The organism is Mucilaginibacter sp. L196 (assembly GCF_009765905.1).
Taxonomy (GTDB): Bacteria; Bacteroidota; Bacteroidia; order Sphingobacteriales; family Sphingobacteriaceae; genus Mucilaginibacter.
In genome coordinates this window covers 611,123-636,729 of the sequence record NZ_LMUO01000015.1, presented here as the reverse complement: position 1 = coordinate 636,729, position 25,607 = coordinate 611,123, and the positions used below count along the sequence as shown (strand labels likewise).

The window sequence follows — 25,607 nt, the reverse complement described above, 5'->3', positions numbered from 1 at the left end:
CATATGATTTGTTTTATTAGAAGATTGGAATATCTAAATGTTCTACTACGTTCGTAATTAATTCGCGGTAATCGGTCTGAAAGTAACCGTTACTGTTCCTTTTTCCGATGATTTTAAGACAATTCCAATACGAGTAAAAACCGGAGAATTTTCTTCAATTTTTTCAGATTTTAAGGTGAAGCCCCCCTGGGTTTGAATAGTGGCGATCATTATCTGTTTTTGGCCGTCAAATTCAATCTGATCTGGCGCGATTTGCTTCCATTGGGCCCGTGTTATTAGTGCAATTTCAAAATTCTGACTTGTCATGAATTTGAAATCATCCCTTACTTCGAGGGAGCCATGTCCAGTTCTATCATACACGAAGGTTCTTACGAGTTTCTTTAGTCCGGATACAGGATAAGCGGAAGAAATATCCATTGCAAACTCGTCCCTATTTTCTGTAAAATCTGTGCTTGTGATCTGCGCTTGTGCTACAGCACCTGGTTGCTGCTCCTTTCCTGCGACCAACGGAACGGGGTGCCCATATGAGGCTAAAGATTTATAAAGTATATAACGCTCGGGGCCAAAAGTTTTCGCAGTATAGACAAATGGACCTCCAGGGTCGCCCATCAGCATTTCGTCACCGATTACAACACTAAACGATCCGATATCATTATGATTGTGCGCTTCGTTGTTATTGCCGCCTTTCAGCGCTGCCCCGATATTACAATTCGAACCGGCAACCGGCCGTTCTATCAAGACGCCAGGCTCTTTAAAATAGGAACGAATCCCAGGCGCTAAATCTGAATTTGAGGTAGTTGCTTTACTTTCAGATGCCGAATTTGGAAACGCATGCATGATATCTTCAACAAGATTACTTGTCGCTCCTTTAAATGTAAGCGTGTCATATTTTTTAAGTCCTAACCCCAGGTTACGGCTGCAATACCAAAGGATGTCAGCGGGCGCTTTAAGCCCGACGTGACAATCCGCAATGTAGGGGTAAACATCATTCATAATTTCCAAATTAGGAGCATAAGCTGCGATACGGCGTATTTTGGGGTTGGAAAATAAATCAATTCGCGAATTGGTTGCTTGTAATATATTTTCACGAAGCAAAATATAATGTCCAAATCCATATGCGTAATAACCCAAACCTTCCGTGCAATAACCATCATCTGTGAATCCGGCAATACTATTTTTTGAATAACGCTCTGCAATGGCTACAAACTTCGCCCGCTCCGTTCTATCCGGAATAATTGCTAAAGCTGCTCCGGTGACACCGGCAAGACACACCGAATTCCAATTATTGGTCCAGATTAACCAATACTGGTCGTTATTGCCCGTCGCCACTGACCGCAAAACCGGTATAAACACGTGCTTGTTCATTTGATTCAAAACTTCTGCACGTAACGATGGTGGCAGCTTGTCATCCAGTAGATAAACAGCTTGTGCTATATTATGTGCAAGTACAGAAGCACCAAGATCGACAGTGAAGTTACGCCCTTCTATATTTTGCTTATTTTTATCATGGGCTGGTAACGACCAGGATTTCTGATGAATCAGTTCATTTAAAACCATTTCAATCGTAGGTATAAAACGGCCCTTATTTTCCAGGCATTCAGCCCATACAAGTGGGGTAAGCCATTTCGTTCTATCACTCATCATTTTTTCCCCTTCGGGCCTGGTCCCTTTTGTAAAATACATTAAATATTTTTTGTCGTCCCATAACGGAAATGACCTATTAAGTAGGTATTCTGCAGATTGAATAATCTTTCGATATCGGGTATCTTGATATAATTGATCCCACGCATTTCGATTATGATACGTTTCGCCAAAGCCCTGCGGATTAACAGGAAGCATAGCTGCTATCTCTGCCACTCTTTTTAAATCCAAAGGTTCTAGTGGCGACACAGTTTTTGCGACGTCCATGGTATCCCGCAAAACGGGCAATGCTATTCTGGCTTTAGCTTGTTTTACTGTAAAAAATGCAGCAAGACTAAAAACGATGATTTTACTATTCATTAAGTATTATATAAATGTGGAAACAGTTAAAGGATAAATGGCGCTAATCATAATAAGTTACAGTGTTCGAAATTTTCGTCATAATGGGAGGCCGTTTTTCTTCTTACAGATCAAAGGTCTGCGATTCGTTTTCATCTTTGAATCTTTAAATTGTTGTTACATATCGAGACGTTTCGAATACACAGGTGTAGCCGCAACTTTTATAAATCAAACCTACATGGATTGAAAGTTTCCGCAGGGTAAAAATCAGTTAAATTGGGGGGAATAATTAATCAAATAGCTTTTGGAAATTAATATTTTGCTTTTCAACAAGTATTATTGCCAATGGGAACGTAGCTGTTTAAATCATAGATGATTTAACGTATTCAGTGGGATAATTGTAAACATTAGATAAAATAGTAATTAATCACATTAAAAACTAAAAATATGACTTATATACCTAATCCCACGCGCTATAAAAACATGTCCTATCGCCGTTGCGGTAAAAGTGGCTTAATGCTGCCTGCTGTATCGTTGGGATTATGGCATAATTTTGGCGCTATTGATAATCTGGAAAATGCCCGTACGATTTTAAAACTGGCTTTTGATAGCGGAATAACCCATTTTGATCTGGCCAACAATTATGGCCCCCCAGCTGGTTCGGCTGAGGAGACTTTTGGTAAAATCTTCAAAGATGGCTTCAAAAACTACCGTGATGAGTTGATCATTTCTACAAAAGCGGGATGGGGAATGTGGGAAGGACCTTACGGCGATTGGGGGTCAAAAAAATACCTGGTAGCCAGTTTAGATCAAAGTTTAAAACGCATGGGGCTGGATTATGTTGATATCTATTATCACCACCGCCCCGATCCGCAAACCCCATTGGAAGAAACAATGGGAGCCCTCGATCTGATTGTGCGTCAGGGAAAAGCTTTATATGTGGGCATATCAAGCTATAGCGCATCGGAAACAGAAACTGCCATTGGAATTTTAGATCAACTTAGAACGCCATGCCTGATACATCAACCCAAATATTCGATGTTTGACCGTTGGGTGGAAGATGGTTTACTGGATGTACTTGGTGATAATGGCGTTGGCTGTATTCCGTTTTCACCACTTGCCCAGGGCCTTTTAAGCAATAAGTATTTAAAAGGTATACCCGAAGGTTCAAGGGCATCAAGCCATCGCGGGAACGGGGCTATTGAGGAATATGCAATTACGCCCGAAAAAATTGCCAAAGTGATAAAACTGAATGAACTGGCCCTTAAACGTGGCCAAAATCTGGTACAGATGGCACTTTCATGGATTTTAAAAGATGACCGGATTACTTCTGTACTCGTTGGTGTAAGTAAACCCGAACAGTTAACGGATTCGATCAAGTGCCTTGAAAATCTGTCATTTTCCGACGAAGAACTGTGCGCCATAAACAACATTTTAGGATAAATCATTTACCAGGACCAAATACAATTACTTAATTATGAAAAGAAAATTCAATACGCTGCGATGGGCTTTTATAGCAATTACTTTGTTAACGGCAATGTTTGCGAATGCACAAAAAGCTGCGTATTCGACTGACAACAAGACAATAACAGTTTATGTAACAGCTAAAAATACAAACAATAAATTAACACAGACCGAAACACTTCATTTTACTGATAAGCCACAACCGCTTCAAAACGAAGTATCGATATTTGTTGATCCGTCTAAAACTTTCCAAACTATGTTAGGAATTGGCGGGGCATTAACGGATGCTTCTGCCGAAGTCTATGCTAAACTATCAAAAGAAAAGCAAAAGGAATTGCTTACCGCTTATTACAATAAGGAGAATGGTATTGGCTATACGCTCGGCCGCACCAACATCCAAAGCTGCGATTTCAGCAGTGATACGTATAGCTATGTAAAAGAAGGTGATTTAGCCTTGAAAACATTTGATATCAGCCACGATAAAAAATATCGCATACCTTTTATTAAAGATGTTTTGGCTGCTACTGGTGGAAAATTAACACTGTTTGCGTCTCCTTGGAGTCCGCCTGCATGGATGAAGACCAATAATAATGCATTGCATGGTGGTTCGCTCAAACCCGAAGCCTACCAAAGCTGGGCCAATTTATACGGAAAGTTTATAAAAGCTTATGAAAAGGAGGGTATTCCTATTTGGGGTATTACGGTTCAAAACGAAGAAATGGCTAAGCAGTCTTGGGAATCATGTATATACACCGCCGAACAGGAACGCGACTTTATCAAAAACTTTTTAGGGCCTGCCATGCAAAAATCGGGCTTAGCAAGCAAAAAAATACTGATATGGGATCATAACCGTGATTTGATGTACCAGCGGGTAAGTACTGTTCTGGAAGATCCACAAGCAGCCAAATATGTTTGGGGTGTAGCCTATCATTGGTATGAAGACCTTATAAGCGGCAGCATGGATTTTGAAAATGAACGCTTAGTTGCACAATCATTCCCGAACAAACCACTGATGCTAACAGAAGGGTGTGCTGAAAATTTTGATCCTAAATTTTATACGGATTGGGACTTTGGTGAAAAATATGGTCAGTCAATGATCAACGATTTTAACATAGGCACCGTTGCCTGGACAGACTGGAACATCCTGCTTGACGATAAAGGAGGACCAAACCATGTTGGAAATTTTTGTATGGCGCCAATACACATGGATAGCAAAACAGGCGAATTAATTTACACTAATGCTTATTATTACCTGGGACACTTCTCAAAGTTCATCCGCCCCGGCGCAAAACGGATTGTGAGTTCTGCCAGCAGGAATAACCTTTTAACCACTGCTTATCAAAACCCTGACGGTAAAATTGCTGTGGTAGTAATGAACCCAACCGATAAAAACATTGATTACTTTTTATGGATAAAAGGAAAGGCTGCTAAAACAACAAGTATTGCTCATTCCATTGCAACATTGGTAATTGATTAAATTTCTAAACAGCAAATACTTCAACAATAAAAATAAACCAATGAACAGAAAAAAAATCTCATTCATCGTTTTTACTATAATTCTTATCCCGTTTTTACTCAAAGCACAAACCAACATAGTGACAAGTGCGAAGAAACATGCAGATTCTGTTATGTTTAATACCTCACGGTTGCAGTGGAGTGCCGTAGAATTAAATGACCAGCAATACAAAGCAATGTATCATCAGGCAAAAAATATATTTCACATGCACGCAGTTGTTGATCAACCTAATTTTTCGGTGTTTGCATTTCCAAACGGCAGCCTTTTTGAATTGTATGGCCCGGGTTCGCCCGCAAGACCCTGGAAAAATGGGACTAATGGTTTTGCGGTTGGCTTTGCTGTTGATGATATACAAGCTGCTATAAAAGAACTAAAAAATGCTGGCGATGAACTCTTGGGTGATGTACAGTCAGCGGGTCCAAATTATAAATATCAGTTTTTCCGCGCGCCTGATGGTAGGGTTTATGCGATATCACAAAGCAAATAATGAAATAACAGGGCCTCTTCGTAAATCCAACAAGACCTGACATTAGTCGGGTTTTCTTGTTTCATAACATGAACAGAAGATATTATCATGCTCTAAATCTCCTTATCCCATTTCATAGATATGTTAGCCACAGCGTCAACAAGGGTGAAAACTATACGATAATATTAGATGTTCACGATGGTGAATCTTTTGTGATCAGTAGGTGAAGAGATTTTCTTTTTCTATTTTAGGATCAATCCTTTTTGTAGATTATTTTATGGAGAAAATAAAAATCACACTTCCCTATTACACAGAAATCAACGATTTTCTGGCCTCTATTCCATGGCCAGGCCGAACCACTAATCCAAACTTTTACTGTTTGCGGTTAAAGCATCTTGACCACGACTTGCAGGTATATCGGCCACCTTTTAAACGTTCATTTTATTTTTTCGCCCTGCTATTCAATTCCGGTAAGATCGAAGTTAACTATGGCGATCAGACCATTCATGATCCTGATTCCTATCTCGTCTTTCATTCTCCTGATCTTGTGTATAGTTTTGCCCATAACAATGCCCTGGAGGGCTATATTATTTATTTTAAACCGGAGTGCTTCTCATTCTTCAAACCAGACTTTCACCAGCAATTCCCCCTATTTGATGTATTACATACCAACCTGTTTAAGTTTGACCACGCCACATTTAAACATTTAGCGCCACATTTTGAAGCTGTATTTACCACTTATGAAAGGTCGGCCAAAGCACAACATATTGAAGCAAAAACAAAGTTACTCGGCTTGCTCTACTACCTGCAAGACTTTTTACTAGAAAAGAAAAAGGACATTCGCCCGGCCACAACCCAACAAATCCTGTTGCGTAAGTTTATTCAGTTAATAAATAACCATTATATTGATATGCGAACGGTACAGGATCTCAGTTACCGCAAATTATCTCTCGCAATCTATTAAACAGGTTTCAGGAAAAAATGCCCTCACATTTATTGCCGGGCGTATTGCCACTGAAGCTAAATCACTCATCCAATACACCGATTTTGAGATAGCCGAAATTGCCTATCAGCTTAATTTTTCAGACCCTGCCAATTTTGGCAAATTCTTTAAAAAACAGGTTGGTTTCTCGCCCTCGGCGTTCCGCAAACGGTTCAAGTAATTAAATTGACCTGTTTATCCAAGTTTTCGACCAAATCTTTCGTGTCTGGATAAGTTTCTTTGTTCCGTTAAATTAAATATATCCTAAACGATCAGTTTAAAAATATGGCTACTAAAGTATTTATCAATCTACCTGTGAAGAATTTGGCAAAGTCTATGGAGTTCTTCCATGATTTAGGCTTTTCTTTTAATCCGCAATTTACCGATGAGAAGGCCGGTTGCATGATTGTGACCGACAGTATCTTTGTGATGCTGCTTACTGACATCTATTTCAAATCTTTTATTGATACTGAAGTATGCGATGCACACCACTCCACCGAAGTACTTATTGCGCTTGACGCAGCATCGGCTGATGAAGTGAAACAATTTATCAGTAAAGCTGAATCACTGGGCGGAAAGATATATGCCCAGGCACAGGACCAGGGCTGGATGTATCAACACAGCTTTGCCGATCTTGATGGGCATAAATGGGAAATGGCTTATCTTGACATGAGTCAGCTCCCACAATCTTAAACAGTTAAATTAAACACCATGAACTATAATTCAGCTGTGGATGCTTACATAGCTAACTCGGAAGACTTTGCAAAACCCATTCTTGAGCACTGGCGTTTGCTTATTCATAAAAATTGCCCTGATGTGGAAGAGACGATAAAATGGAGCCTACCTCATTTTGATTATAAAGATGATAATATGTGCGTAGTGGCATCCTATAAAAATCATTGCTCTTTCACATTCCTGAAGGCCGAACTGATGACGAACCCGCGACTAAAGATAAACAAGGATTTGAAGCCTATACAAAGATTTTTAGGAAAGATAAGTAAAATAACTGACCTCCCTCCAGACGATGAATTTATATCTATGCTTAAAGAAGCCATGCAGTTAAACGAAAAAGGCATTAAGATAAAAAGGAATAAGCCAGAATCTGATAAACCTAAGATACTAGAAACGCCCGATTATTTGCTGGTCGCATTAATAACTAATCCCAAAGCAAAGGAAGTTTTTGAAAGCAAATCCAATTCGTTCCGCAAGGAATATATTGTTTGGATCACCGACACCAAAACCGACGAAACACGACAAAAAAGAATAAGTGAAGCTCTAGAATGGATAGGTGAAGGAAAAAGCAGATTTTGGAAACACCAAAAATAGACATCCTTAAATAAAATACCACCTCGCTTAAAACTATTGGGAAATAAAAACAAGAACCAGACTGATCATTTCTTGTTTTTATTTCCTTTAATCTCATTGATTATTGCCAGAATCGTAGTTAAGTGTTCTAATTGGCTCCCTTTATCCCCGCAAACAAAATGCATTAAAAGCCCAAAAAATGATTTTTTGTGTGTTTTGAATTTGGAACTTTATGTTTTAAACCACTGTTATCATGCTAGTTAACGTTCCACAGTTATACAGTACCGACCCTTCTCTCCTTTTCTTACATTTACACAAATTCAAGAAAAGACAATGAACACTTGAAAAAACACCCATCTGTTCAAAGTTAATAATCAGTGATTATCCGCATTGAACAGAGTATTACGTTTTAAATAGTCATCCACTATTTGTTACTGAGCGCTTTTAAGAACGGTAGGAATGAAATAGAAAAGTTTACGTACGGAACAGTATTATTGCTGCCTTTTATAAAATAATCAGACGGACTGCTCCCTTGTTCAAATACTTTGGAAGACAGGGTTGAAAACATGCCGCCGCTAACACCCAGTATAATCTTTTTATTCACCAGATATTCAAATGCCGGCCCTGTTTTAAGCTCCAGTGTTGAACTGACCGAATTATGTGGCAAAGGAGGCTGGTTAAGGGCTAAAAATGATTCGCTACCAGCCAGTTCAGATCCAAACGATACCCAGCTTTTTGGCGACAATTGCTTTTTTAATAAAATGCGGTAAGGCAAATCGGCTAACAACTGGATGTTCTCGGTTTGGAATAAATGCCAATATGTAATAAAAGGTATAATGTGGGTAGGGATGGTTGGGTCATTAATATAATACAAGCCCACCGAAAAAGCGGAGGTTGCTGTCCGCTTGAAGGGAACATTTATACCGGCAATCTCGTTAACTCTTCTTATGGTGGATAATTCATTAGTTAGCCCTGTAATATTTGCGGAATAGATCACCTGGTGGTGAAATAAAGAATCCACCCTGGTAAAACTGGCTGCAAACGTTATGGTTGTTGTGTTAACATCTGAATTACTTACCGGTATCTGGGGGTTATAGCTGGTTACCTGCGATATATCCGTATGTTGGAGCAAGTAGCCCATGCTTGCCGTCAGGTTATTCTTACCCCACTGAGCAATGGGCAGATTGAAGTTTGCCTTTATCCGACTAAGCTGAAGCTTTGCTTTAAATAAGTCATTCCCATTGAGCTTGCCGGTAACATCCCCGCCACCCATAATATCCGTTGAAATAAAAGCCTGTCGTAAAACCGGGTACTGAATCGCGGCAGCATCAAGGTAAACCATTCTCATGGAATCGGCCATTTTTTTCATCATGGCTTGTTTGTCCGTCTGAGCAAATAGTTCTCCGATAGATAGAAGGAATAAAATACTGAATAATGAGATCTTTTTCATGAAGTTTGATTTTTATATTTTGTTAAGGATGCTGCATGATTTGCCGGCTCCGCAGCAGCTTTTTTCTGAAATTTCATAGCCAGATTATCTATAATTAAGTACATTGACGGTACTACAAAAAGAGTAAGAATCATGGAGCTGGTCAATCCTCCGATGATTACCCAGGCCATGCCATTTTTTATCTCCGAACCGGAACCGTTAGCCAGCGCAATTGGTAACATACCCAGGATCATAGCTAAAGTTGTCATCAGGATAGGTCGCAGACGTTCCTTCCCCGCCTCTACCAATACCTCTTTTACAGATTTGCCTTCGCCTTTCAGCTGGTTAGCGAAATCGACGATCAGGATAGCGTTTTTAGAGACCAGCCCGAGCAGCATGATCATACCGATGATGGAAAAGATATTGAGTGTTTCCATGCTTAAAGCCAGTGCCAGCAGCGCGCCAATTAAAGCTACCGGTATGGAAAATAAAACTACAAAAGGATAGATAAGACTTTCATAAAGCGCAACCATGATCAGGTAAACTAAAATGATAGCGGTTAGCAATGCCAATCCAAGGCTGCCAAAGGCATCCGCCTGATTTTTTACATCACCTAAATATTCAACTGACACGTCTGCCGGTACATTAACTTTGGCCAACTTGACTTTGATGTCATTGGCGACAGAACCCACAGGTCTTCCGACCACACTAGCATTTATGGTAATAGATCCTAAACGGTCACTGCGCTGTAAAACGCTTTCGCCAAGTTCTTCCCGTACATCTGCAAACTGGCTAAGGACAAAACTCTGTCCATCACTGTTGGTAAAAGATAAATTGCGGACATCACTGATCTTTGAACGGTCGTAGCTATCCAGCCCGACCAGGATATCATATTCATTACCTGCCTGCTTAAACTTACTTTTATCATTCCCACTAAAAGCGTTCTGCAAGGCAGCCCCTACAAGGTTGGCATTGAGGCCCAAAAGCGTCATTTTATCCCGGTTAAGGGTTACTTTTATTTGTTGCTTCTGATCTTTTACCGAGAGTTCCACAAACTGGGCACCAGGTACAGTTGCAATTAAACCCTTGTATGTTTCAGCTACCGTCCTGATAGCTTTAAGATCAATTCCTTTAACAGCAATCTGGATCGGCGCCTGATTCTGACCCGAAATTGAGCTTGCAGCCGCAGTCACCTTCACTCCCGGCAATACCGCGCTAAGTTTCCGCTGCATATCCAGCCCAAAGTCCTGCGAAGAAAACGTTCTTTTACTTTTATCTACCAGGGAAACAGTGATTTCGGCAAGGTTACTGTTATTGGTTGAACCAATAACACTGCCGGTTACAAAACCTATGCTGGAAAAAACATTGGAAACCTCATGTCTTGCCATTATCATTTTCTCTGCCTGCTGGGTAACCATGTTGGTCTGATAAATAGAGGCTGCCGGAGTCAACTCCAATTTAATGATCAGTTCACCCTGATCACCATCAGGGATAAAGGCCCCACCAATGAATCCTTTAGCCAGGAGCATAAATGAGCCCAATAAAAGGATGATAACTCCTGAGAGCAGCCATCGTTTCTTTCGTAGTGCCAGCGTCAGTAGTTTACCGTAATCTTCTTTTAAAGCATCTATAAAATGCTCAAATCCCAGGTTAAGCTTTCCCCATAAGGTTTTACGGCTCATTTTGGCGATGTTTCCAAACCGACTCGCCAGCATGGGCGTTATGGTGAACGATACAAACAAACTCATGAGCGTAGAGAATACAACGACCAACGAAAATTCTCTTAGGATAGCGCCAATAATTCCGCCTGCAAATGATAAAGGGAGAAATACAACCACATCAACTAGTGTTATGGCCAACGCGGTAAAACCGATCTCGCTACGGCCATCTACAGCCGCCTTCATCCGGTCCGATCCCATTTCCAGATGCCGGTAAATATTTTCGAGCACTACGATAGAGTCATCAACCAGAATACCTACGACGAGTGACATGCCCAAAAGCGACATCAGGTTTAAAGAAAAACCCAGGAGGTACATAACAATAAATGTTGGAATGATGGAAGAAGGCAAAGCGACCATGACAAACATGGCGCTGCGAAAACTATGCAGAAAGGCAAGCATGACAATCCCGACAATAAGTACGGCAAGGCCAAGGTCCTCCATCACCGCATTTGCTGATGATAACGTGTAAGTGCTTTGATCGGTTGATACGGTAAATTTAAGCTGATCTGCCGCGTATTGCCGTTCAATTTCAACAAACTCTGCTTTGACCCGTTTACTCACATCCACCGCATTGGCATCCGTTTGTTTAATAATCTGTATTCCGATTGATGGCAGGCCATTAATATGATTGATAGCGGTGGTTTTGGCCGTCGCGTCTACCACTTCTGCAATATCGGTCAGATAGATGCTTCCTCCCTGTGGATTTTGCTGAATGATCAGTTTTTTAAGCTGTTCTATTGAGTTGACGTTTGCGTCATACAAAATAGAAAGCTGCTGATCCTTTGTTTCAATACTGCCCGCCGGAAAAGACTGATTATCATTGGCAATGGTCTGTGTTACCTGGGTTATTCCGAGTCCGTAAGCTTTTAATCTACCTTGATTAATATTCACCTGGATCTGCCGTTTATCTCCGCCGATAATGTTTACCTGGCCAACGCCTGCTATATTTTGCAAAACTGGCCTTATCTGTTTATCAATGCGATCATAAAGCGTTCGGGATGCTAATTTAGAGGTAACACCCGCTTGAATAACCGGAGTTTCTTCCAGGTTGATCTTATTGACCACCGGTTTATCTGCATTGTCTGGCAGATTATTTTGTACTTGGTCTGCCTTGCGTTGAATATCTCTTTCCGCCTGATCAGCATCCGCACTTGCTTTTAAATTTATTGTGATCTGAGAAACTCCTTCCTGAGAGGTAGAACTGATCTTATCCAGTCCTTCCACAGAGGCGAAAGCGTCTTCCAGCTTTTTTGTCACCGATGATTCAACTTCTGAAGCGGAAGCGCCCGGATAGATTGTACTTACAGTTACTACATTGGTCTCTATTTTTGGCAGCAGGTTATAATTGAGCTTAAAATAGCTCTCTGCACCAAATAATAGCAGCACAATAAATATAACGATGATCAATAAGGGCCGTTTAACGGCTATTTCTGTTATACTCATTATCGTCTGTTTATTTAGATATGTCTACTGCGGTTCCATCCCTAAGATTGATCTGGCCGGAAACCACCACCTGTTCGCCTTGTTTCAGGCCTTCGAGTACCTGGATCATTCCATTGGTTTCTATGCCTGTTTTAATAGCCCGCTGATGTACTACTGAATTTTCCACGACAAAGACTGACGCATCTTTTATACTTGCAGTAAGCGATTCCCTGGGAATAACCAACATTTGCTGTTTCGTCGTTTTCGAAAAGTCAGCATATACAAATGTGCCGGACCTTAAAATGGATTGCTGGGTGTTATCAACGATGATCTCCACGAGATAGTTATGAACAGCATCTGCCTGTGGGCTGATGAAACTCACCTTACCGTTAAATATTTTGTTCGGATAAACATCCGTAGTGATCTTAACGGGTTGACCCTCTTTTATCTGGTAAACTTCTGCTTCACCAAGATTTACCTGTACTTTCGCTTTGGATAAATTAACAATGGTTAGTATATCGGCTCCGGCATTGACGAATGCGCCCTGCTCTACCGATTTTACGGATATGATGCCGCTGGTAGGCGCCAGGATAGCGCCATCGGCTATTTGTTTGCGGAGATGGTCAGATTGATTTACCTGGTCAGTATAATTCTGCCTTACCTCATTGACCTTTTCCTGGGTAGCAGCGTTTCCGTTGAAGAGGTCTGTATAGGTTTGCAGGTCGTTTTTCATTTTTGCCTGATTTACCTCCGATTTTTGCAGGTCAATTTGTAGCAGTCGTGTATCCATTAAGGCCAATTGCTGCCCTTGTCTTACATGATCTCCAAGTTCTATAGGTAGCTGCCGTACGATGCCACTGGTAACTGAAAGTACCTTTACTTCCTTAAATGGGGCAAGGCTGCCGGTTTTAAGGATACTTATCATCATTAACTGCTCCTTCACAGCAGCTACATTAACGGGTATCCTGACAGCAATGGTTTTTATCGGGCCATTCTTTTCATCCAGTTTGTTTTTGTTGACAGTAAGCTTCCAGGCAATCAGGATGATTACTGCCAGAATTACTAAAATGCCTATAGCGTATTTGCGATTCATTGGGGATTTATAAATTGTTATAAAAGTTTTTAAGTGTTCCGTTTGCCTTTTCCAGATCAATTCTGGCGAGATAGTAATTATAAAGAGAGACGAGATAGTTGTTTTGGGCTTCTTTTAGTGAATATCGGTCATTCAGCCAATCGGTCAAACCAGTTACGCCCTTTTGATATTGCAAGTCAGTAATTTTAAATACAGATTGCGCCAACACGATATTCCGCTGATCATTTTCCAGGTTACTTGTTGCCTTATTCAGTTTTGTACGGGCATTTTCAAATTCCATCCTGAATTCAGCTTCATCCAGTTTGGTGTCTTCCAGCGCATTCAGGTATTTATATTTTGCCTGACTGTGCTGGGCATTTCTCCTAAAAAAATCGAACAATGGGATATTTAATTTGATCCCTATAGTTGAAAAAGGATCTAATGTTGATAAAGCCGGGGACAGATCAGCACCAAAGCCAACGCCACCATAACGTGCATAAGCGGTCAGCTTAGGAAGTGCATTAGCGGCTATCCTTTTTTCGTCAATTTCTAATAATTTGGAATTCACCTGGGACAATTGATAATCTGAACGGTTACTGACCTGAAATACTGTTAAACTATCTTTTACAACCGATATTGGATTAACGGTTTCATTGCTGCTGCTATCTACCGATAAGGGGATATCCAACGGATAACCCATTTCCGTCTTGAGCTGATTTTCTGATAATGCCAAGTTACTCTCTGCTACCGAAATCTGGGAGCGCGTGTTATTATAATTCACGCTGATTTTATCCATATTGGTTTGCAAAACGGTACCCTTGTTCACCTGTAAACGGGATATTTCCAATTGTTTTTGGTAGGTCTCCAAATCGGCCTTCAGCAATAAAAGCTGCTCCCTGTAAACATATATCTGGTAGTAGGCATTACTTACATTATAAATAATGCTTTCATCGTTTTGCTGCTGGTTGAGACGTGCCTGTTGTTTGTTGTACTTATTGGCTTTCAGCCCGGTCAGTAGCGACTGATCATAAAGCGTTTGATCCATCTCAGCGGTAACATTAGTGTTATACCTTTCCGTAAAGGCGACCTTAATACTATTAGGGCCAACAATACCAGCCGGGATCACTGATTCCTGAACTTTTAAATTATCATCCAAAGAACCATTTAAACTGATGCTTGGCAGGTAGTCAGCCAAGGCTTCCTTACCTTTGGCATCTGCAATTTTCAGGTCGTTGGCATATTGAATATTGCTGCGGTTATTTTTCAGACCGTAAGTAATACAATCTTTAAGACTGTAATTTTGTTGGGCAAGTACTAAAGTAGGAACCAGCAGAAGGGCCAGATAAAAAAATATTTTAATTATCAACCTTCTTTGAGCAAAATATGAGGGGTTAAAATGATCGTTTGTTCCTGAAAACATGCCTGTTCTATTTTTTTTAATTCCCCGAAATTAGTTCTGTACCGACTGATTATCAGAAATTTCACAGTGAACGGTACAAAAAGAGAAATGAAAATGACAGAAACGAAAATGAATTTCAGGAGCTTAATAGATTGGAAATTAAATTAGATAAATCGGGAATTTATAGGAAAAGAAAGGAGTAAAGGGAATTTAGGATTCTATCCATCGAAGGAAGTCATTCGCTTTTAGCTTACTGACAATGATCTTTTCTGGCGTTTCACAGTTTACTTTAACAAACAGGCGGCGATTAAAATAATGTTCGACATTTCTAATAATCTCCCTGTTAATAATAAATTGCCGGTTTGCCTTAAAGAATTGTTGAGGGTTTAACATGGCTTCTAACTGTTCCATATTATGCTGGATTGTGAACTGATCAGTTAACGTATACAGATAAACTAATCCATGGGCAGCATAGATAAAGCAAATATCAATTACTTTTACAGGAATAATCTTTTCTTTAAAATAAACCAGGATGGACTGTTTATATGTAGTATCCATTTGCCCGATTAGCTTTGTAAGCTTTTGTTGATAAGGGCTGTTTTGACCATCAAACAACTTCTTAAACCGCTGGTATTTTTCCAGACTTTGTTGAAGCATGTCTACATCTATTGGTTTAAGTAAGTAATCTATGCCATTTGCTTCGAAAGCGCGGATGGCATATTCATCAAATGCCGTACAGAAAATTACGGGCGCATTGACTTGCACATCCCGATAAATATCAAAACTAAGCCCGTCACCTAATTGTATGTCCGAAAAAATAAGATCAGGTGCTACATTCTCTTTAAACCACTGTATAGCCGATCGGACAGATTGCAAAATATCAACAACTTTAATATCGTTGCCCAAAGCTTCAACCAAGCCTTTTAGCTCTTTGGCCGTTTTACTTTCGTCCTCTATAATAAGTATATTCATGGCAGCAACAGCGGTAAAGTAACAATGAACAGATTATTTGCTTGAATAACTTCAACCTGTTTACCTATTAGTAACTGGTAACGATCTTTTATATTTTGCAGGCCCATACCGGTACTTTCTTCCAGCGAAGGCTTAGGCTGATAGCTGTTTGAAACCGTGATAGAGGGCATTTCATCCGTGTAAATATTGATAATCAACGGTTGTTCGGGTGATAAAATATTATGTTTGACAGCATTTTCAACGAGCAGCTGTAAAGAAAGTGGCGGAATACTATAGTTTAAAAAGTTATCGGGCACATTGATGGAAACTTGTAATGCTTTTTCAAACCGCTCCTGTAATATATACAGGTATGATTTCATAAAAGCCAGTTCATCTTTTACGCTTGCCAGGTGATGTTCATTGAAATTCAACAGGTAACGATAAACATTGGCTAACTGTATTACATAGGTTTTAGTTTCATTGTCCGGCGCAATCGTTCTCAACGTACTCAGCGAATTAAATAAAAAATGCGGGCTTACCTGCTGTTGTAACGACAAGAGCTGTGCCCTTAATTGCGCCTGTTTAAGCAATTCGTTTTCCAATTTTGATTTTTGCAATGTTACATTGATCTGGATATTGTGAATGATAATGTAGATAAATACGCTGATAAAAGCAGCAGCAGTAAGATCAAATAATACATCCCGACTCCTATCATTACTCAGTGATGGCATTGCATTAAACCGAGTTAAGAAATAATCTAAGAAGGATATAATACAAATAGCAATTATATTACTGACTATACTCTTTGTTATATTACCGATATATTTAAATGAATGAAGAATAAAATAGTGATGGATAAACCAACAAGTGAATACATTGATAAAGGAAAAAAAAAGATAACTTTCTATGAGATCAAGCTGATTAAATCCAGGCAGTCCTAACCTTGGTAAAAATCCAATTACCGTGAAAACAAGTGATAGGAAGATACCCCACTTAATGTGATAGAGTTTAAACATATATAAATCTCGTTTTAATTTTTAAATAATCTATAGATAATAAAATCAAACGGACAATTAAAGGTTTGAAATGGACAATATTCGATATAAGTGATTTGTAAATAGAGGGCCATTTCCTATCGTTAAAACACCTTCCATATCTCTGGCTGAAATTGTATATTAAAGGCTATCTAACGGTATATTCTTACCTATCTACTATTCTCCTCATCTAATCTTCGTAATACAGCTTCCTTCATTTGATCTAAATATTTTGTCGGTTTAATTCTCTTTCGCCTGGAAATTGACTGCCACCGACGAAAAGCTGTACCTATTTTAATCTGAAAATGATATTCTAACCATCCAATTATTTCTGTAATTGTAGCGTTACCGTCATTGATTTGCTTGGTTAGCCATATTCCATACCCTAACTCAGCGAGATTAATTGTTTCGCCCGTCCATTTGAGGTCAATAAAATCCTCTCTAACTTCGATTGAAGGTTTAAAAGGGTTTGAAAGACTTTGGATTTCCTCCAACAAATAAATCTGTAGTCGGTCATAAGCCATAAACTTTCCAAATAACAAGTCACAACTTGTAGAAAAATCAATATCCAATCCCGCTGTTTCCGGTAAAATTATATCGGATGGCTTCGCCCCTCTTACAAATAGCAATGCATCTAATTCTTTAAATTCAAATTTGTGGTATTGGTAAAGAAATTTGTATTGAGTAAAAAAGCGATCTAAAAATTGCAACTCCTTTTCATAAAAAGCCTTTATTAAAATATTGTCTGTTACAGGCTTGTTTGTTTCTATATTGAACATTTCCAATGCAAAAATCTGCTCACTTGTAAACCGAGGCTTTTCATACTTGAAGAACTCAATTTCTTCTTGCTGATTCTTAAATGGATGTTCCTTTAAAAAATCTTTCAATTTGCTAAGGGCGTTTCTAATACTACTCAATGCCCCCGCTAACCGTCTAACAGGAACTGTACCTAGCTCTAAATAAAGAAACAATTCTTCTTCAAGTTCTTTAAAAATGGAATCTGAGTGATTTTTCATCATTATTTTGTTTGATTGATGTAAATCAATGGTTTTTATATCGATACTACCTATACATACACAGTACATACACATGATTAATTCACCGGATATTTTATTTTTGTAATGTATATTTAGGGTGTTAATATATAGCGAAGACTATTTTCATTTGTAATCAGAAACCGATGAAACTTTGAAAAGCTCATGGAAACCAGGCTGATTATCTGCGCTTTAGCATGAAAAATCCTTATCTTATATTTCTGGTTTTTCATCAAGCCTCTGATACAGATATTTGTCATTTCCGCGCTATGTTATTATACAAACCGCTGAAAGGGATAAACGGCTTTAAATATTCTAACATGCACACACGATTTCCGGAGCCTATTTTAAAGTTGCCAATTTCCCAGTTAGGATTAAGTGAGGAATTTTCGCTGGTTTGTGAATTGGCTGGTTTTCACACAGCAGGTGAATTACTAGAGCGCCATACCAGCGAGCTAATAAAAGTGCCTGGCTTTTCATATCACTTGCTCGGTGAATACATTGAATTTCTGGAAACGCATCATTTATGCCATTACCTGGATATGGAATAGTAAGATAGCTAATGCAAAAATTGCCGAACCTCTTCCAGCATTTTCACCAGTAATTTTTCAATCGGTTCAATTATTGAACGATCTTTAGGATAAAACTTTGACTTAATACTAGGGGCTGAAAGCTCTTCTTGAAATTTACTTGAAAAGTTAAAAGCAATTTTTTCAGACAAAATATCCAAATTAGCTTCGTCATATACGCCATTATCATACTGCAATTTTTCCCAATAAGCCAATTGCAAAACCTTCAGTTTGGTATTTATTTTCATTTGATTAGAAGGGTTTTCTGATTGTTGATGGATTAAAGATGTCTGTTCTTCGTCTATCCAATTACACAATTCCTCCGTTATAGGTAATCTTCTATCATCAAAGCTTAAATTATTTAATAAACCATGTTGCCTGATTTCTTTTTTTAATACCCATAATAATTTCAGCTTTTCTTCCTGATCTTTCCCCTCTAATTTTTGCTGCATCCATCTGTAGCAATAAGCTGTAAAACGTGAGAAATTATATCCAATTCTAATCAGCAGATGAATTATCACATCTACATTGACATTTTGAGGTATATCTTCTAAAGCGCCTATAAACAAACTTAAATAATTGTCATTAGACCATTTAGGCTGAGATTTGATATTTGCAAAATTTTCAATAGGATATGCAATAATATCAATGAGCACTTCATCGACAATCTGATCTTTAAGTGCTTTATTTATATTTATCCATTGAACGGCGTAATCCACACATTTAATTTGCCTCAATAACAAGGGTAATTTCAAGTCTTGCGGGGCAAAGGAGTTTGCTGCCTGCCTGATGGCTATCAATAATTCAAGCGTTGCAGCAGAATTAAAATTATTTTCGTTTTCCGGGTGATAAAGCAGATCACATATTTCTACCAATTTGTAAAGGTGTATTTGTAAGTAGGTATTTATTTGCGTGTCATTGGTCAAAGTCATTATATGTTTTAACATTGCTTTCCGAAGCCTTTTCGTCTCTTCATGTATCAATACATCTTGTTCGTTAAAAACAACCTGCTTTTTCAACCAATCAGCCAGCGTTTCCAGTAATTCTAATTCGTAATTCATAGGTAATTAGATATTTATTTAAATTTCCGGTTTCACTATTTATTATGATTAGAAAATCATCTTATTTAAAGCCAGATGGATTTATTGATTTATTAAGTTTTAAACAATCACTCATTTGTTTTCGGTTATTTATTTGAAATATGTAATTGACGATCTATTTCACCAAACGAGTTAAGTACTTTGTCAAGATGTACTTGGGTATGGGTAGCCATAACATTCATTCTAATTCTAGCATTTTTCTTGGAAACCGCAGGATACATGATTGGATTCGTATACACGCCCCTTTTTAATAGAAGTTTACCGGCTTCTAAAGTTTTATGAATATCGCCAACTTTTACAGGGATCACTGCGGAGGCAGTCGCCCCCACGTCGAATCCTAAACCAATAAGACCAGTTTTTAAATAGTTTATGTTCTCCCAAAGCCTGTCTTTCCATTGTGGCTCTTCATCTACAAGGTCAATTGCTTTAAGGATACCCATTATTGCAGGAGTAGCGGTAGTTGAAAATAAATGCTGTTTGGATTGGTATTTTAGGTATGTGATTATTTCCGGTCTTGCTACCACATAGCCACCTATGTTGCCTAGCGCTTTGCTAAATGTCCCGGTAATAATATCCACTTTTTCATAAGCATCATACATTTCAATAACACCTCGACCTGTTTTTCCTAAGACACCAATTCCGTGAGCATCATCAACTACCAGCAATGCCCCATACCTGTGGGCTAAATCCGCTATTTGATCAATTGGCGCAATGTCGCCATCTTGACTATATACGCCATCTATGATCACCATTTTTGTACGGTATTTGTCCCGCGCATTTTTAAGAACCTGTTCCAGCATCTCCAAATCATTATGCAAGAAAGTCTTCACATTTGTTGTTAAAACACCTTCATATACACTAGCGTGAACATTCATATCCACAATGGCGAGGTCATTTCTTTTATTATTATTTCGATCCTTATCATCTTTGTGAAGCAAACATTGAAGCGTAGCACTATTAGCTGTATAACCGGTTGTATAGAGAATCGCATCCTTCTTTTTATAGAATCCTGCAATTTTGTTTTCTAATTGCTTGTGATATACGAAGTGTCCACCAATTGCAGGTGATGCGCCTGAACCTGTTCCAAACATCTCGGCACCTTTGATTACAGCATCTTTAATTCTCCGATGTTGGCTAAAACCAAGGTAATCATTGGAAACCAGACACACCATCCAGGAAGGGTGATCATCGCCGGGTAACATCAGGTTCATTTCAGGACCAACACGGGTTAATGATTCGATCCTGTAATTTAAATGACCTTTAGATCTGAGGTAGTCCAAATATTTTTCAAATTCAAGTGCGGTTGCATATATATCCCACCCTTCAATGTTTTCATAGTCTTTAAAACTTGCTTTTTCAAAATCCATATTTATAAGGTTTAGTTTATCATTTTTCTAAAATATGGCGGGATATCCTTATAAGTGGTGACATGGGTATATTTCTTTAACTTTTTCTTAATTATTATAATTTATTATTAAAAATTATTCCATGTCACCACTTTTGGCATTTTTCAATTCTAAGTTTGACATCACTTTATAGCTTTAGACTAAAAGCCTGTAGCAAGGATCTATAATTTATTACTGAAACTAAACCTTATGGATACTGGTCCAATGATTCAGCTATTATCTACTATTACCGATTTATCGCCAGAGTTCATTCGTGAGGTAAATTCAACATTAAAACAGGAATTTTATAAACCTCGCCAAATATTACATGCTGCCGGACAAACAGAAAGCAGGTTATATTTTATGACCAGAGGATTCGCCCGAAACTATTATTATGACCAGCGTGGTGATGAGCATACTGTAAAATTCTGGGAACCTAGAGATATTTTGTTTTCTTACGAGGGCTATTATAAAGTTTCATCTTATTTCTACACCGAGATCATCCAGGAAACAGAACTGATTACAATGGCCTATACAGAACTCCATGATCTGGATGATAAATTTCCGGAGATTTCAATCTTAATAAAATCATTGTTACTTCAATATCAGCATGAAGAATATGAAAAGCAAAATCTAGTTTCTTTACCCGCTGAAGAACGCTATCAAATACTTCGAAAAAAGAAACCGGAACTTTTTCAAAAATTACCTATTAGAATCATCGCCTCCTATTTGCACATGACAAGGGAAACCTTAACCAAATTTATAGGTAAGCGATAGTGTTTCTTAAAAAGCGTGTGAAAAAATCACTTTCAAAATGCGAAAATCATTCCTTAAAGTTGTGAGATTTTAACTGTAAAATAGTGATATCCTCTCAAGGGAGCTTGAATATAAGCCACTAATTTTATCCTGTTACATAACCGTTATAAACTTACTTACCCCTTACCGAATATTTTTTGGTAATACAAATAAGAAAGGAGTGTCGTGACATAGAAAAAGAAGCGAAATTGATGGTCACTGACCGGCGAGTGGCAATTGCCACTCTTATTAATATGGCATTTACCAATTATACCTAATGGAAACAGTTAAAATCTCAAAATCAAAATTTCATCTTTCAGATAAGCTCGGGGAAAGAGTGGTATTCATTATTTGTCTAATCTGTATGTTTTTATTTCTATATACAGCTTACAGCAAATTTATTGATCATCAGCGTTTTTTTAAGGGCCTGTCAACGGTTTCAGTAATTGGGAGCTTTGCGATTTATTTATCGTGGCTCGTACCATCATCTGAAGTTTTAGTTTCTGTTTTACTCATCATCCCTCGAACTTACAAATTGGGCCTTTATGGTTTTGCAGGATTGGTGAGTGTATTCACTATCTATATTATAAGTATGGTATTATGGGCAAAGACGTTACCATGTAATTGCGGTGGTGTCATTGAAAAATTAACATGGGTACAACATATATGGTTTAACTTGGCGTTTATTGCCATTGCTGTATTTGCTTTGTACCTCAGTAATTCAAACAATTTTAAAATTCAAAAATCATGAAAAATTTCAAAAAAATCGCTTTAGGCTTAATGGTAGGCGCTATGGCAATCGGGTTTAGTGCTTTTACAAACGCAAAAACATCATTTGGACACAAAACCCTTTATAATGCCAGTTATTATAGCTTGGACGGTACGGCGAGTCATTCCGCATCCGATTATGTTTATGATGAAAATGGCTCTTGTACTTCGTCAACAAAAATATGTTCAGCCGTATGGCAAACCACTATTGCCCCTGTTCAGGGAGATGCTCCAGCCGGTTCCCCAATGTTTGAAAATGGAACTGAGCCAGGAACTTACAAACCGTAATAGAACAAAGCAGGTGGAAATTTATAATTTCCACCTGCTTTTAAACATTTTAGCGTTTGACATCTGAAAATACCAAGACATCTATTTTGGTAGGTTCTTTATTCAATTTGAGCCCATATCTTAATAGTGAGGAATTAATGGATTGTAAATTCGTCATGTCGCAAATTAAATCAAGGTCAACGGGGTGTGTTATGGCTGTTTTATCAACGAATGATATCTTTTGATCTTGGAAGAAATAACTATTTAACAAACTTATCAAATGGTTCAGCGGTAAATTATGTTGAACATAACCATACCTGTCATGATGCTCTTCAGGTTTTTCGCCTGTTGTGCCAAGCGGTGATTGACTATTTAGACATCTTAATGCCATCGTGTTGCTATCCAATCTATGTTCGACATGAACTTCAAAACCCATCGGTTTAGCAAAATATCGATCTAAATCCTGACCAACCAATGCCATTTTATCTTTCCATTTTAAACCTGCCGGGTAGTTGATTTCGTAACAAACTGTATTTTCCATTAACCAATTGTGCATAGCTATTGTGCCAGGCTTAATATGAGCTTCATCCATTAAGTCAATCCTGTTTAACAATTTAGGATCATGAATTTCATAAGAATAATTGAGCTTAGAATCAAAAGCACCTTGAACAGGTGAATCATAATAGCCCGCTGCGTAATAATATTTATACAACATGCTAACGGTAACATCAATTACCGAAAACCGATCCATATTATAATGCATGTGACCGGCCGTTTCGTCAACGGCTTTTGTGGCAATGGAGTAGGAGAAAATATTTTTATTGGGAATTTCCTCTCTTTTAGCCAAACTATCTTTTAGTACAAAATTATTACTGATGACAAATGCCGCGGTTCTAATATCCAATTTTCGAAATCGCAAATCCTTTCTATTTTCAAATGTTGTTGGCTTACCTGTCAAAACAGCCTCAATATTGGAGGCTGTTACCCCTTCGGAACTGGTTGTTGCAATCACTTTTCCATTCGCATCGATCCAAACATAATATGGAATTGAAGAAAAAGGAAAAAACTGGCTAAATAACGTATCATTAACTACGGTTAGCGGTTTAATATTTTTTATTTCGTACATCCTGTTTAGGAAATCATTTACCTTTCCTTTCGATTCTTTCGTTATCGACAGAAATTGAATTTTTCCATTAAATAATTTTTCCAATGAGTCCGTCTTCGGAAACATACTAATACAAGGTGCACAATACGTCGCCCAAAAATCAAGTATCAAAAGTTTCCCTTTGAAATCAGAGACATTGGCACTTTGTGTACTATAGTTTATTATTCCATTTATTTTAACATCAGGGATTTTTCGTCCAACTTGGATTTCTTCAATTTGGGATTGTGCAAGAGTTGATCTCGTAATGCTTAGTGAAACTAAGACTAATAAGGAGATTTTGATTATTCTACGCATTTTATTTGTTGGTTAAGTTTTGTTAAGATTTTTATTGTCGTATTTGTATTAGATTCTTTATTGTTATCGTGGATTTTGTACCAGGCCTCCATATTGAATCTCATAATCATCAATAGGTAAAACATACCTTGTTGAATTTGGAGGTAAGGTGTAGGTTTGACCATTGATAATCCTGGTTAGTGTTATTTGGAAACGTGGGTCATTGTTTAATCTCCGGAGATCAGTCCATCTAAATCCTCTGAAACACAATTCCTTCCTTCTTTCGTTAAGAATTAAAATCAATGCGCTATCTGAACTGGATGCTGTCAGATTCGTATAAGTACCCGTCACCCATCTCGTTTTTAATAATGAATTAATATCGTTCATTGCGGATGTCGTATTGCCAGCCCTTGCGTAACACTCTGCTCGGATAAGGTACATTTCATCCGTAGCCACCCCACCGAAGAATTCGCTGTTCCCATTGTAGCTTCCTCTAAAGGAAAAGCCGCCTGGTTCAGGTGTGAAATATATGTTCCGTCTTAAATCATTGGATGCGTATGATTGGTATAGTACAGAATCAACCAATTGCAAACCAGTGCTAAAAGCCTCGTAATTACATAGTAGGTTATGAAAAATAACTTCGTTGTTAAAACGGGGTATCGGATAGTTTTTAGTTGGATTTAAGGTGTTAAAATCAACCAGCGTATTGCTAATAGAAAGGCAGGAATCTGCATATAACAGCGCCTTGGTATAATTTTGTTGCGATAAATAGACTCTTGCCAGTAGTCCAAATACCGCTGGCTTTGAGGGTCTGGTGGGATATAACTGGGTTACTGGTAAGAGTCGGGCTGCTGTTAATAAGTCGTTAATGATTTGATCATAGGTTTGCTGAACTGATGATCTATTAATTACCAAATTAACATTAGCAGATACTCTTAAAGGCAATCCTAAATCTGTATTCGCAGTTGCACTATTATAGACCTTGCAAAACATTTGTGCCAGATCATAAAATATATTACTTCTATAAAATAGAGCACTGCCTTTTACATTATTATAAACCGCTATAGTACTCGGTTGGGTTTGTAATGACTTAATGCCGTCTAAAACTACATTCGCGTCTAAAACGTTGCTATAAGCTTGTAACAAATCATAATTTTTCTGGCCGCCGTAAAAGCTTTTTGTTTCCGCCCATGTGTAAGCGCCTATTTCGGGTTGATCTAGGCTGGCATAAACCGAATCTGTCAAATAGAAGTCGCCATCCCCCAACATATAAAGGCTGGCATAATTATCATTCATTGCAGGATTGTCCAGTAGAGATTGATAATCTTCTGGCGAGGTTGGAATTACTAGTGCTTTACTCGGTTTTCCATTTAACCAGTTCTTATTGCAGGCGTTTAATCCTAAAAATGCAAATAGCATCAGGTATATGGAGTAATTTTTTATAGTTTTCATGATTTCTATTTTTACAAATATTTATTCAGTCTCTGATAAATTAAATTTCATTCCGAAC

The 25,607-nt window shown here is 38.3% G+C and carries 23 protein-coding genes; 11 read left to right on the top strand and 12 right to left on the bottom strand.

Annotated elements, in window-relative coordinates:
* Window positions 1–57: 57 nt before the first annotated feature.
* A complete protein-coding gene (locus tag GSQ74_RS13725) occupies window positions 58–2,001 on the bottom strand; it encodes a hypothetical protein (protein WP_158994202.1) in 1,944 nt (647 codons plus the stop codon).
* Between the two features lie 426 nt (window positions 2,002–2,427).
* On the opposite strand from GSQ74_RS13725, the gene mgrA reads away from it, so the two are divergent.
* From mgrA to GSQ74_RS13690, 7 genes are all read left to right on the top strand, one after another.
* A complete protein-coding gene (gene mgrA, locus GSQ74_RS13720) occupies window positions 2,428–3,423 on the top strand; it encodes an L-glyceraldehyde 3-phosphate reductase (protein WP_158994200.1) in 996 nt (331 codons plus the stop codon).
* A gap of 34 nt (window positions 3,424–3,457) precedes the next feature.
* Entirely contained in the window at window positions 3,458–4,921 is a 1,464-nt protein-coding gene (locus GSQ74_RS13715; protein ID WP_158994198.1) for a glycoside hydrolase family 30 beta sandwich domain-containing protein, read from the top strand.
* Window positions 4,922–4,961: 40 nt separating this feature from the next.
* Window positions 4,962–5,447 (top strand): VOC family protein, encoded by a 486-nt coding sequence (locus GSQ74_RS13710; RefSeq protein WP_158994196.1) that lies wholly within the window; start codon window positions 4,962–4,964, stop codon window positions 5,445–5,447.
* A gap of 256 nt (window positions 5,448–5,703) precedes the next feature.
* A complete protein-coding gene (locus GSQ74_RS13705; protein ID WP_158994194.1) occupies window positions 5,704–6,390 on the top strand; it encodes a hypothetical protein in 687 nt (228 codons plus the stop codon).
* Window positions 6,332–6,589, top strand: a complete 258-nt coding sequence (locus GSQ74_RS22985; RefSeq protein WP_158994192.1) for a helix-turn-helix domain-containing protein — start codon at window positions 6,332–6,334, stop codon at window positions 6,587–6,589. The genes GSQ74_RS13705 and GSQ74_RS22985 overlap by 59 nt, the downstream gene beginning before the upstream one ends.
* A 104-nt stretch (window positions 6,590–6,693) precedes the next feature.
* Window positions 6,694–7,101, top strand: a complete 408-nt coding sequence (locus GSQ74_RS13695) for a VOC family protein (RefSeq protein ID WP_158994190.1) — start codon at window positions 6,694–6,696, stop codon at window positions 7,099–7,101.
* A gap of 18 nt (window positions 7,102–7,119) precedes the next feature.
* Window positions 7,120–7,734 carry a YdeI family protein gene (locus tag GSQ74_RS13690; protein ID WP_158994188.1) on the top strand — a complete coding sequence of 205 codons (615 nt, stop codon included), beginning with the start codon at window positions 7,120–7,122 and terminating at the stop codon, window positions 7,732–7,734.
* Between the two features lie 403 nt (window positions 7,735–8,137).
* On the opposite strand, the gene GSQ74_RS13685 is transcribed toward GSQ74_RS13690, so the two are convergent.
* The 7 genes from GSQ74_RS13685 to GSQ74_RS13655 form a co-directional block, all read right to left on the bottom strand.
* The gene (locus GSQ74_RS13685) at window positions 8,138–9,163 is read right to left on the bottom strand and encodes a hypothetical protein (protein WP_158994186.1); all 1,026 of its coding nucleotides are present in this window, start codon (window positions 9,161–9,163) and stop codon (window positions 8,138–8,140) included.
* Window positions 9,160–12,306, bottom strand: a complete 3,147-nt coding sequence (locus GSQ74_RS13680) for an efflux RND transporter permease subunit (protein ID WP_158994184.1) — start codon at window positions 12,304–12,306, stop codon at window positions 9,160–9,162. Before GSQ74_RS13680 ends, GSQ74_RS13685 begins: the two co-directional genes overlap by 4 nt.
* A gap of 10 nt (window positions 12,307–12,316) precedes the next feature.
* A complete protein-coding gene (locus GSQ74_RS13675; protein WP_158994182.1) occupies window positions 12,317–13,378 on the bottom strand; it encodes an efflux RND transporter periplasmic adaptor subunit in 1,062 nt (353 codons plus the stop codon).
* Window positions 13,379–13,385: 7 nt separating this feature from the next.
* A complete protein-coding gene (locus GSQ74_RS13670; protein ID WP_158994180.1) occupies window positions 13,386–14,777 on the bottom strand; it encodes a TolC family protein in 1,392 nt (463 codons plus the stop codon).
* Window positions 14,778–14,966: 189 nt separating this feature from the next.
* Window positions 14,967–15,728 carry a LytTR family DNA-binding domain-containing protein gene (locus GSQ74_RS13665; protein ID WP_158994178.1) on the bottom strand — a complete coding sequence of 254 codons (762 nt, stop codon included), beginning with the start codon at window positions 15,726–15,728 and terminating at the stop codon, window positions 14,967–14,969.
* On the bottom strand, window positions 15,725–16,438 hold the full coding sequence (locus GSQ74_RS13660) for a sensor histidine kinase (RefSeq protein ID WP_254060885.1): 714 nt from the start codon (window positions 16,436–16,438) through the stop codon (window positions 15,725–15,727). Before GSQ74_RS13660 ends, GSQ74_RS13665 begins: the two co-directional genes overlap by 4 nt.
* A gap of 473 nt (window positions 16,439–16,911) precedes the next feature.
* Complete coding sequence (locus tag GSQ74_RS13655; RefSeq protein ID WP_158994174.1) at window positions 16,912–17,760, bottom strand: RteC domain-containing protein; 849 nt, start codon at window positions 17,758–17,760, stop codon at window positions 16,912–16,914.
* Window positions 17,761–18,095: 335 nt separating this feature from the next.
* On the opposite strand from GSQ74_RS13655, the gene GSQ74_RS13650 reads away from it, so the two are divergent.
* Entirely contained in the window at window positions 18,096–18,326 is a 231-nt protein-coding gene (locus GSQ74_RS13650; RefSeq protein WP_216846740.1) for a hypothetical protein, read from the top strand.
* Window positions 18,327–18,334: 8 nt separating this feature from the next.
* Here the strand turns inward: GSQ74_RS13650 and GSQ74_RS13645 are convergent, their stop codons facing one another.
* Together GSQ74_RS13645 and GSQ74_RS13640 are read right to left on the bottom strand one after the other, a co-directional pair.
* Window positions 18,335–19,405 carry a hypothetical protein gene (locus GSQ74_RS13645; RefSeq protein WP_158994171.1) on the bottom strand — a complete coding sequence of 357 codons (1,071 nt, stop codon included), beginning with the start codon at window positions 19,403–19,405 and terminating at the stop codon, window positions 18,335–18,337.
* Between the two features lie 125 nt (window positions 19,406–19,530).
* Window positions 19,531–20,811, bottom strand: coding sequence for an aminotransferase class I/II-fold pyridoxal phosphate-dependent enzyme (locus GSQ74_RS13640; protein ID WP_254060884.1), 1,281 nt, complete (start codon window positions 20,809–20,811; stop codon window positions 19,531–19,533).
* Between the two features lie 228 nt (window positions 20,812–21,039).
* On the opposite strand from GSQ74_RS13640, the gene GSQ74_RS13635 reads away from it, so the two are divergent.
* The 3 genes from GSQ74_RS13635 to GSQ74_RS13625 all read left to right on the top strand — a co-directional run bounded on the left by GSQ74_RS13635 (window position 21,040) and on the right by GSQ74_RS13625 (window position 22,680).
* On the top strand, window positions 21,040–21,606 hold the full coding sequence (locus GSQ74_RS13635) for a Crp/Fnr family transcriptional regulator (RefSeq protein ID WP_158994169.1): 567 nt from the start codon (window positions 21,040–21,042) through the stop codon (window positions 21,604–21,606).
* 295 nt (window positions 21,607–21,901) lie between these two features.
* Window positions 21,902–22,375, top strand: a complete 474-nt coding sequence (locus GSQ74_RS13630) for a MauE/DoxX family redox-associated membrane protein (protein WP_158994167.1) — start codon at window positions 21,902–21,904, stop codon at window positions 22,373–22,375.
* Window positions 22,372–22,680: a hypothetical protein gene (locus tag GSQ74_RS13625; protein WP_158994165.1), complete on the top strand. Its 309-nt coding sequence runs from the start codon at window positions 22,372–22,374 to the stop codon at window positions 22,678–22,680. Before GSQ74_RS13630 ends, GSQ74_RS13625 begins: the two co-directional genes overlap by 4 nt.
* Window positions 22,681–22,729: 49 nt before the next feature.
* Here the strand turns inward: GSQ74_RS13625 and GSQ74_RS13620 are convergent, their stop codons facing one another.
* Complete coding sequence (locus GSQ74_RS13620) at window positions 22,730–24,118, bottom strand: TlpA disulfide reductase family protein (protein ID WP_158994163.1); 1,389 nt, start codon at window positions 24,116–24,118, stop codon at window positions 22,730–22,732.
* A 63-nt stretch (window positions 24,119–24,181) separates the two neighbouring features.
* The gene (locus GSQ74_RS13615; RefSeq protein ID WP_158994161.1) at window positions 24,182–25,549 is read right to left on the bottom strand and encodes a RagB/SusD family nutrient uptake outer membrane protein; all 1,368 of its coding nucleotides are present in this window, start codon (window positions 25,547–25,549) and stop codon (window positions 24,182–24,184) included.
* Between the last annotated feature and the right edge of the window lie 58 nt (window positions 25,550–25,607).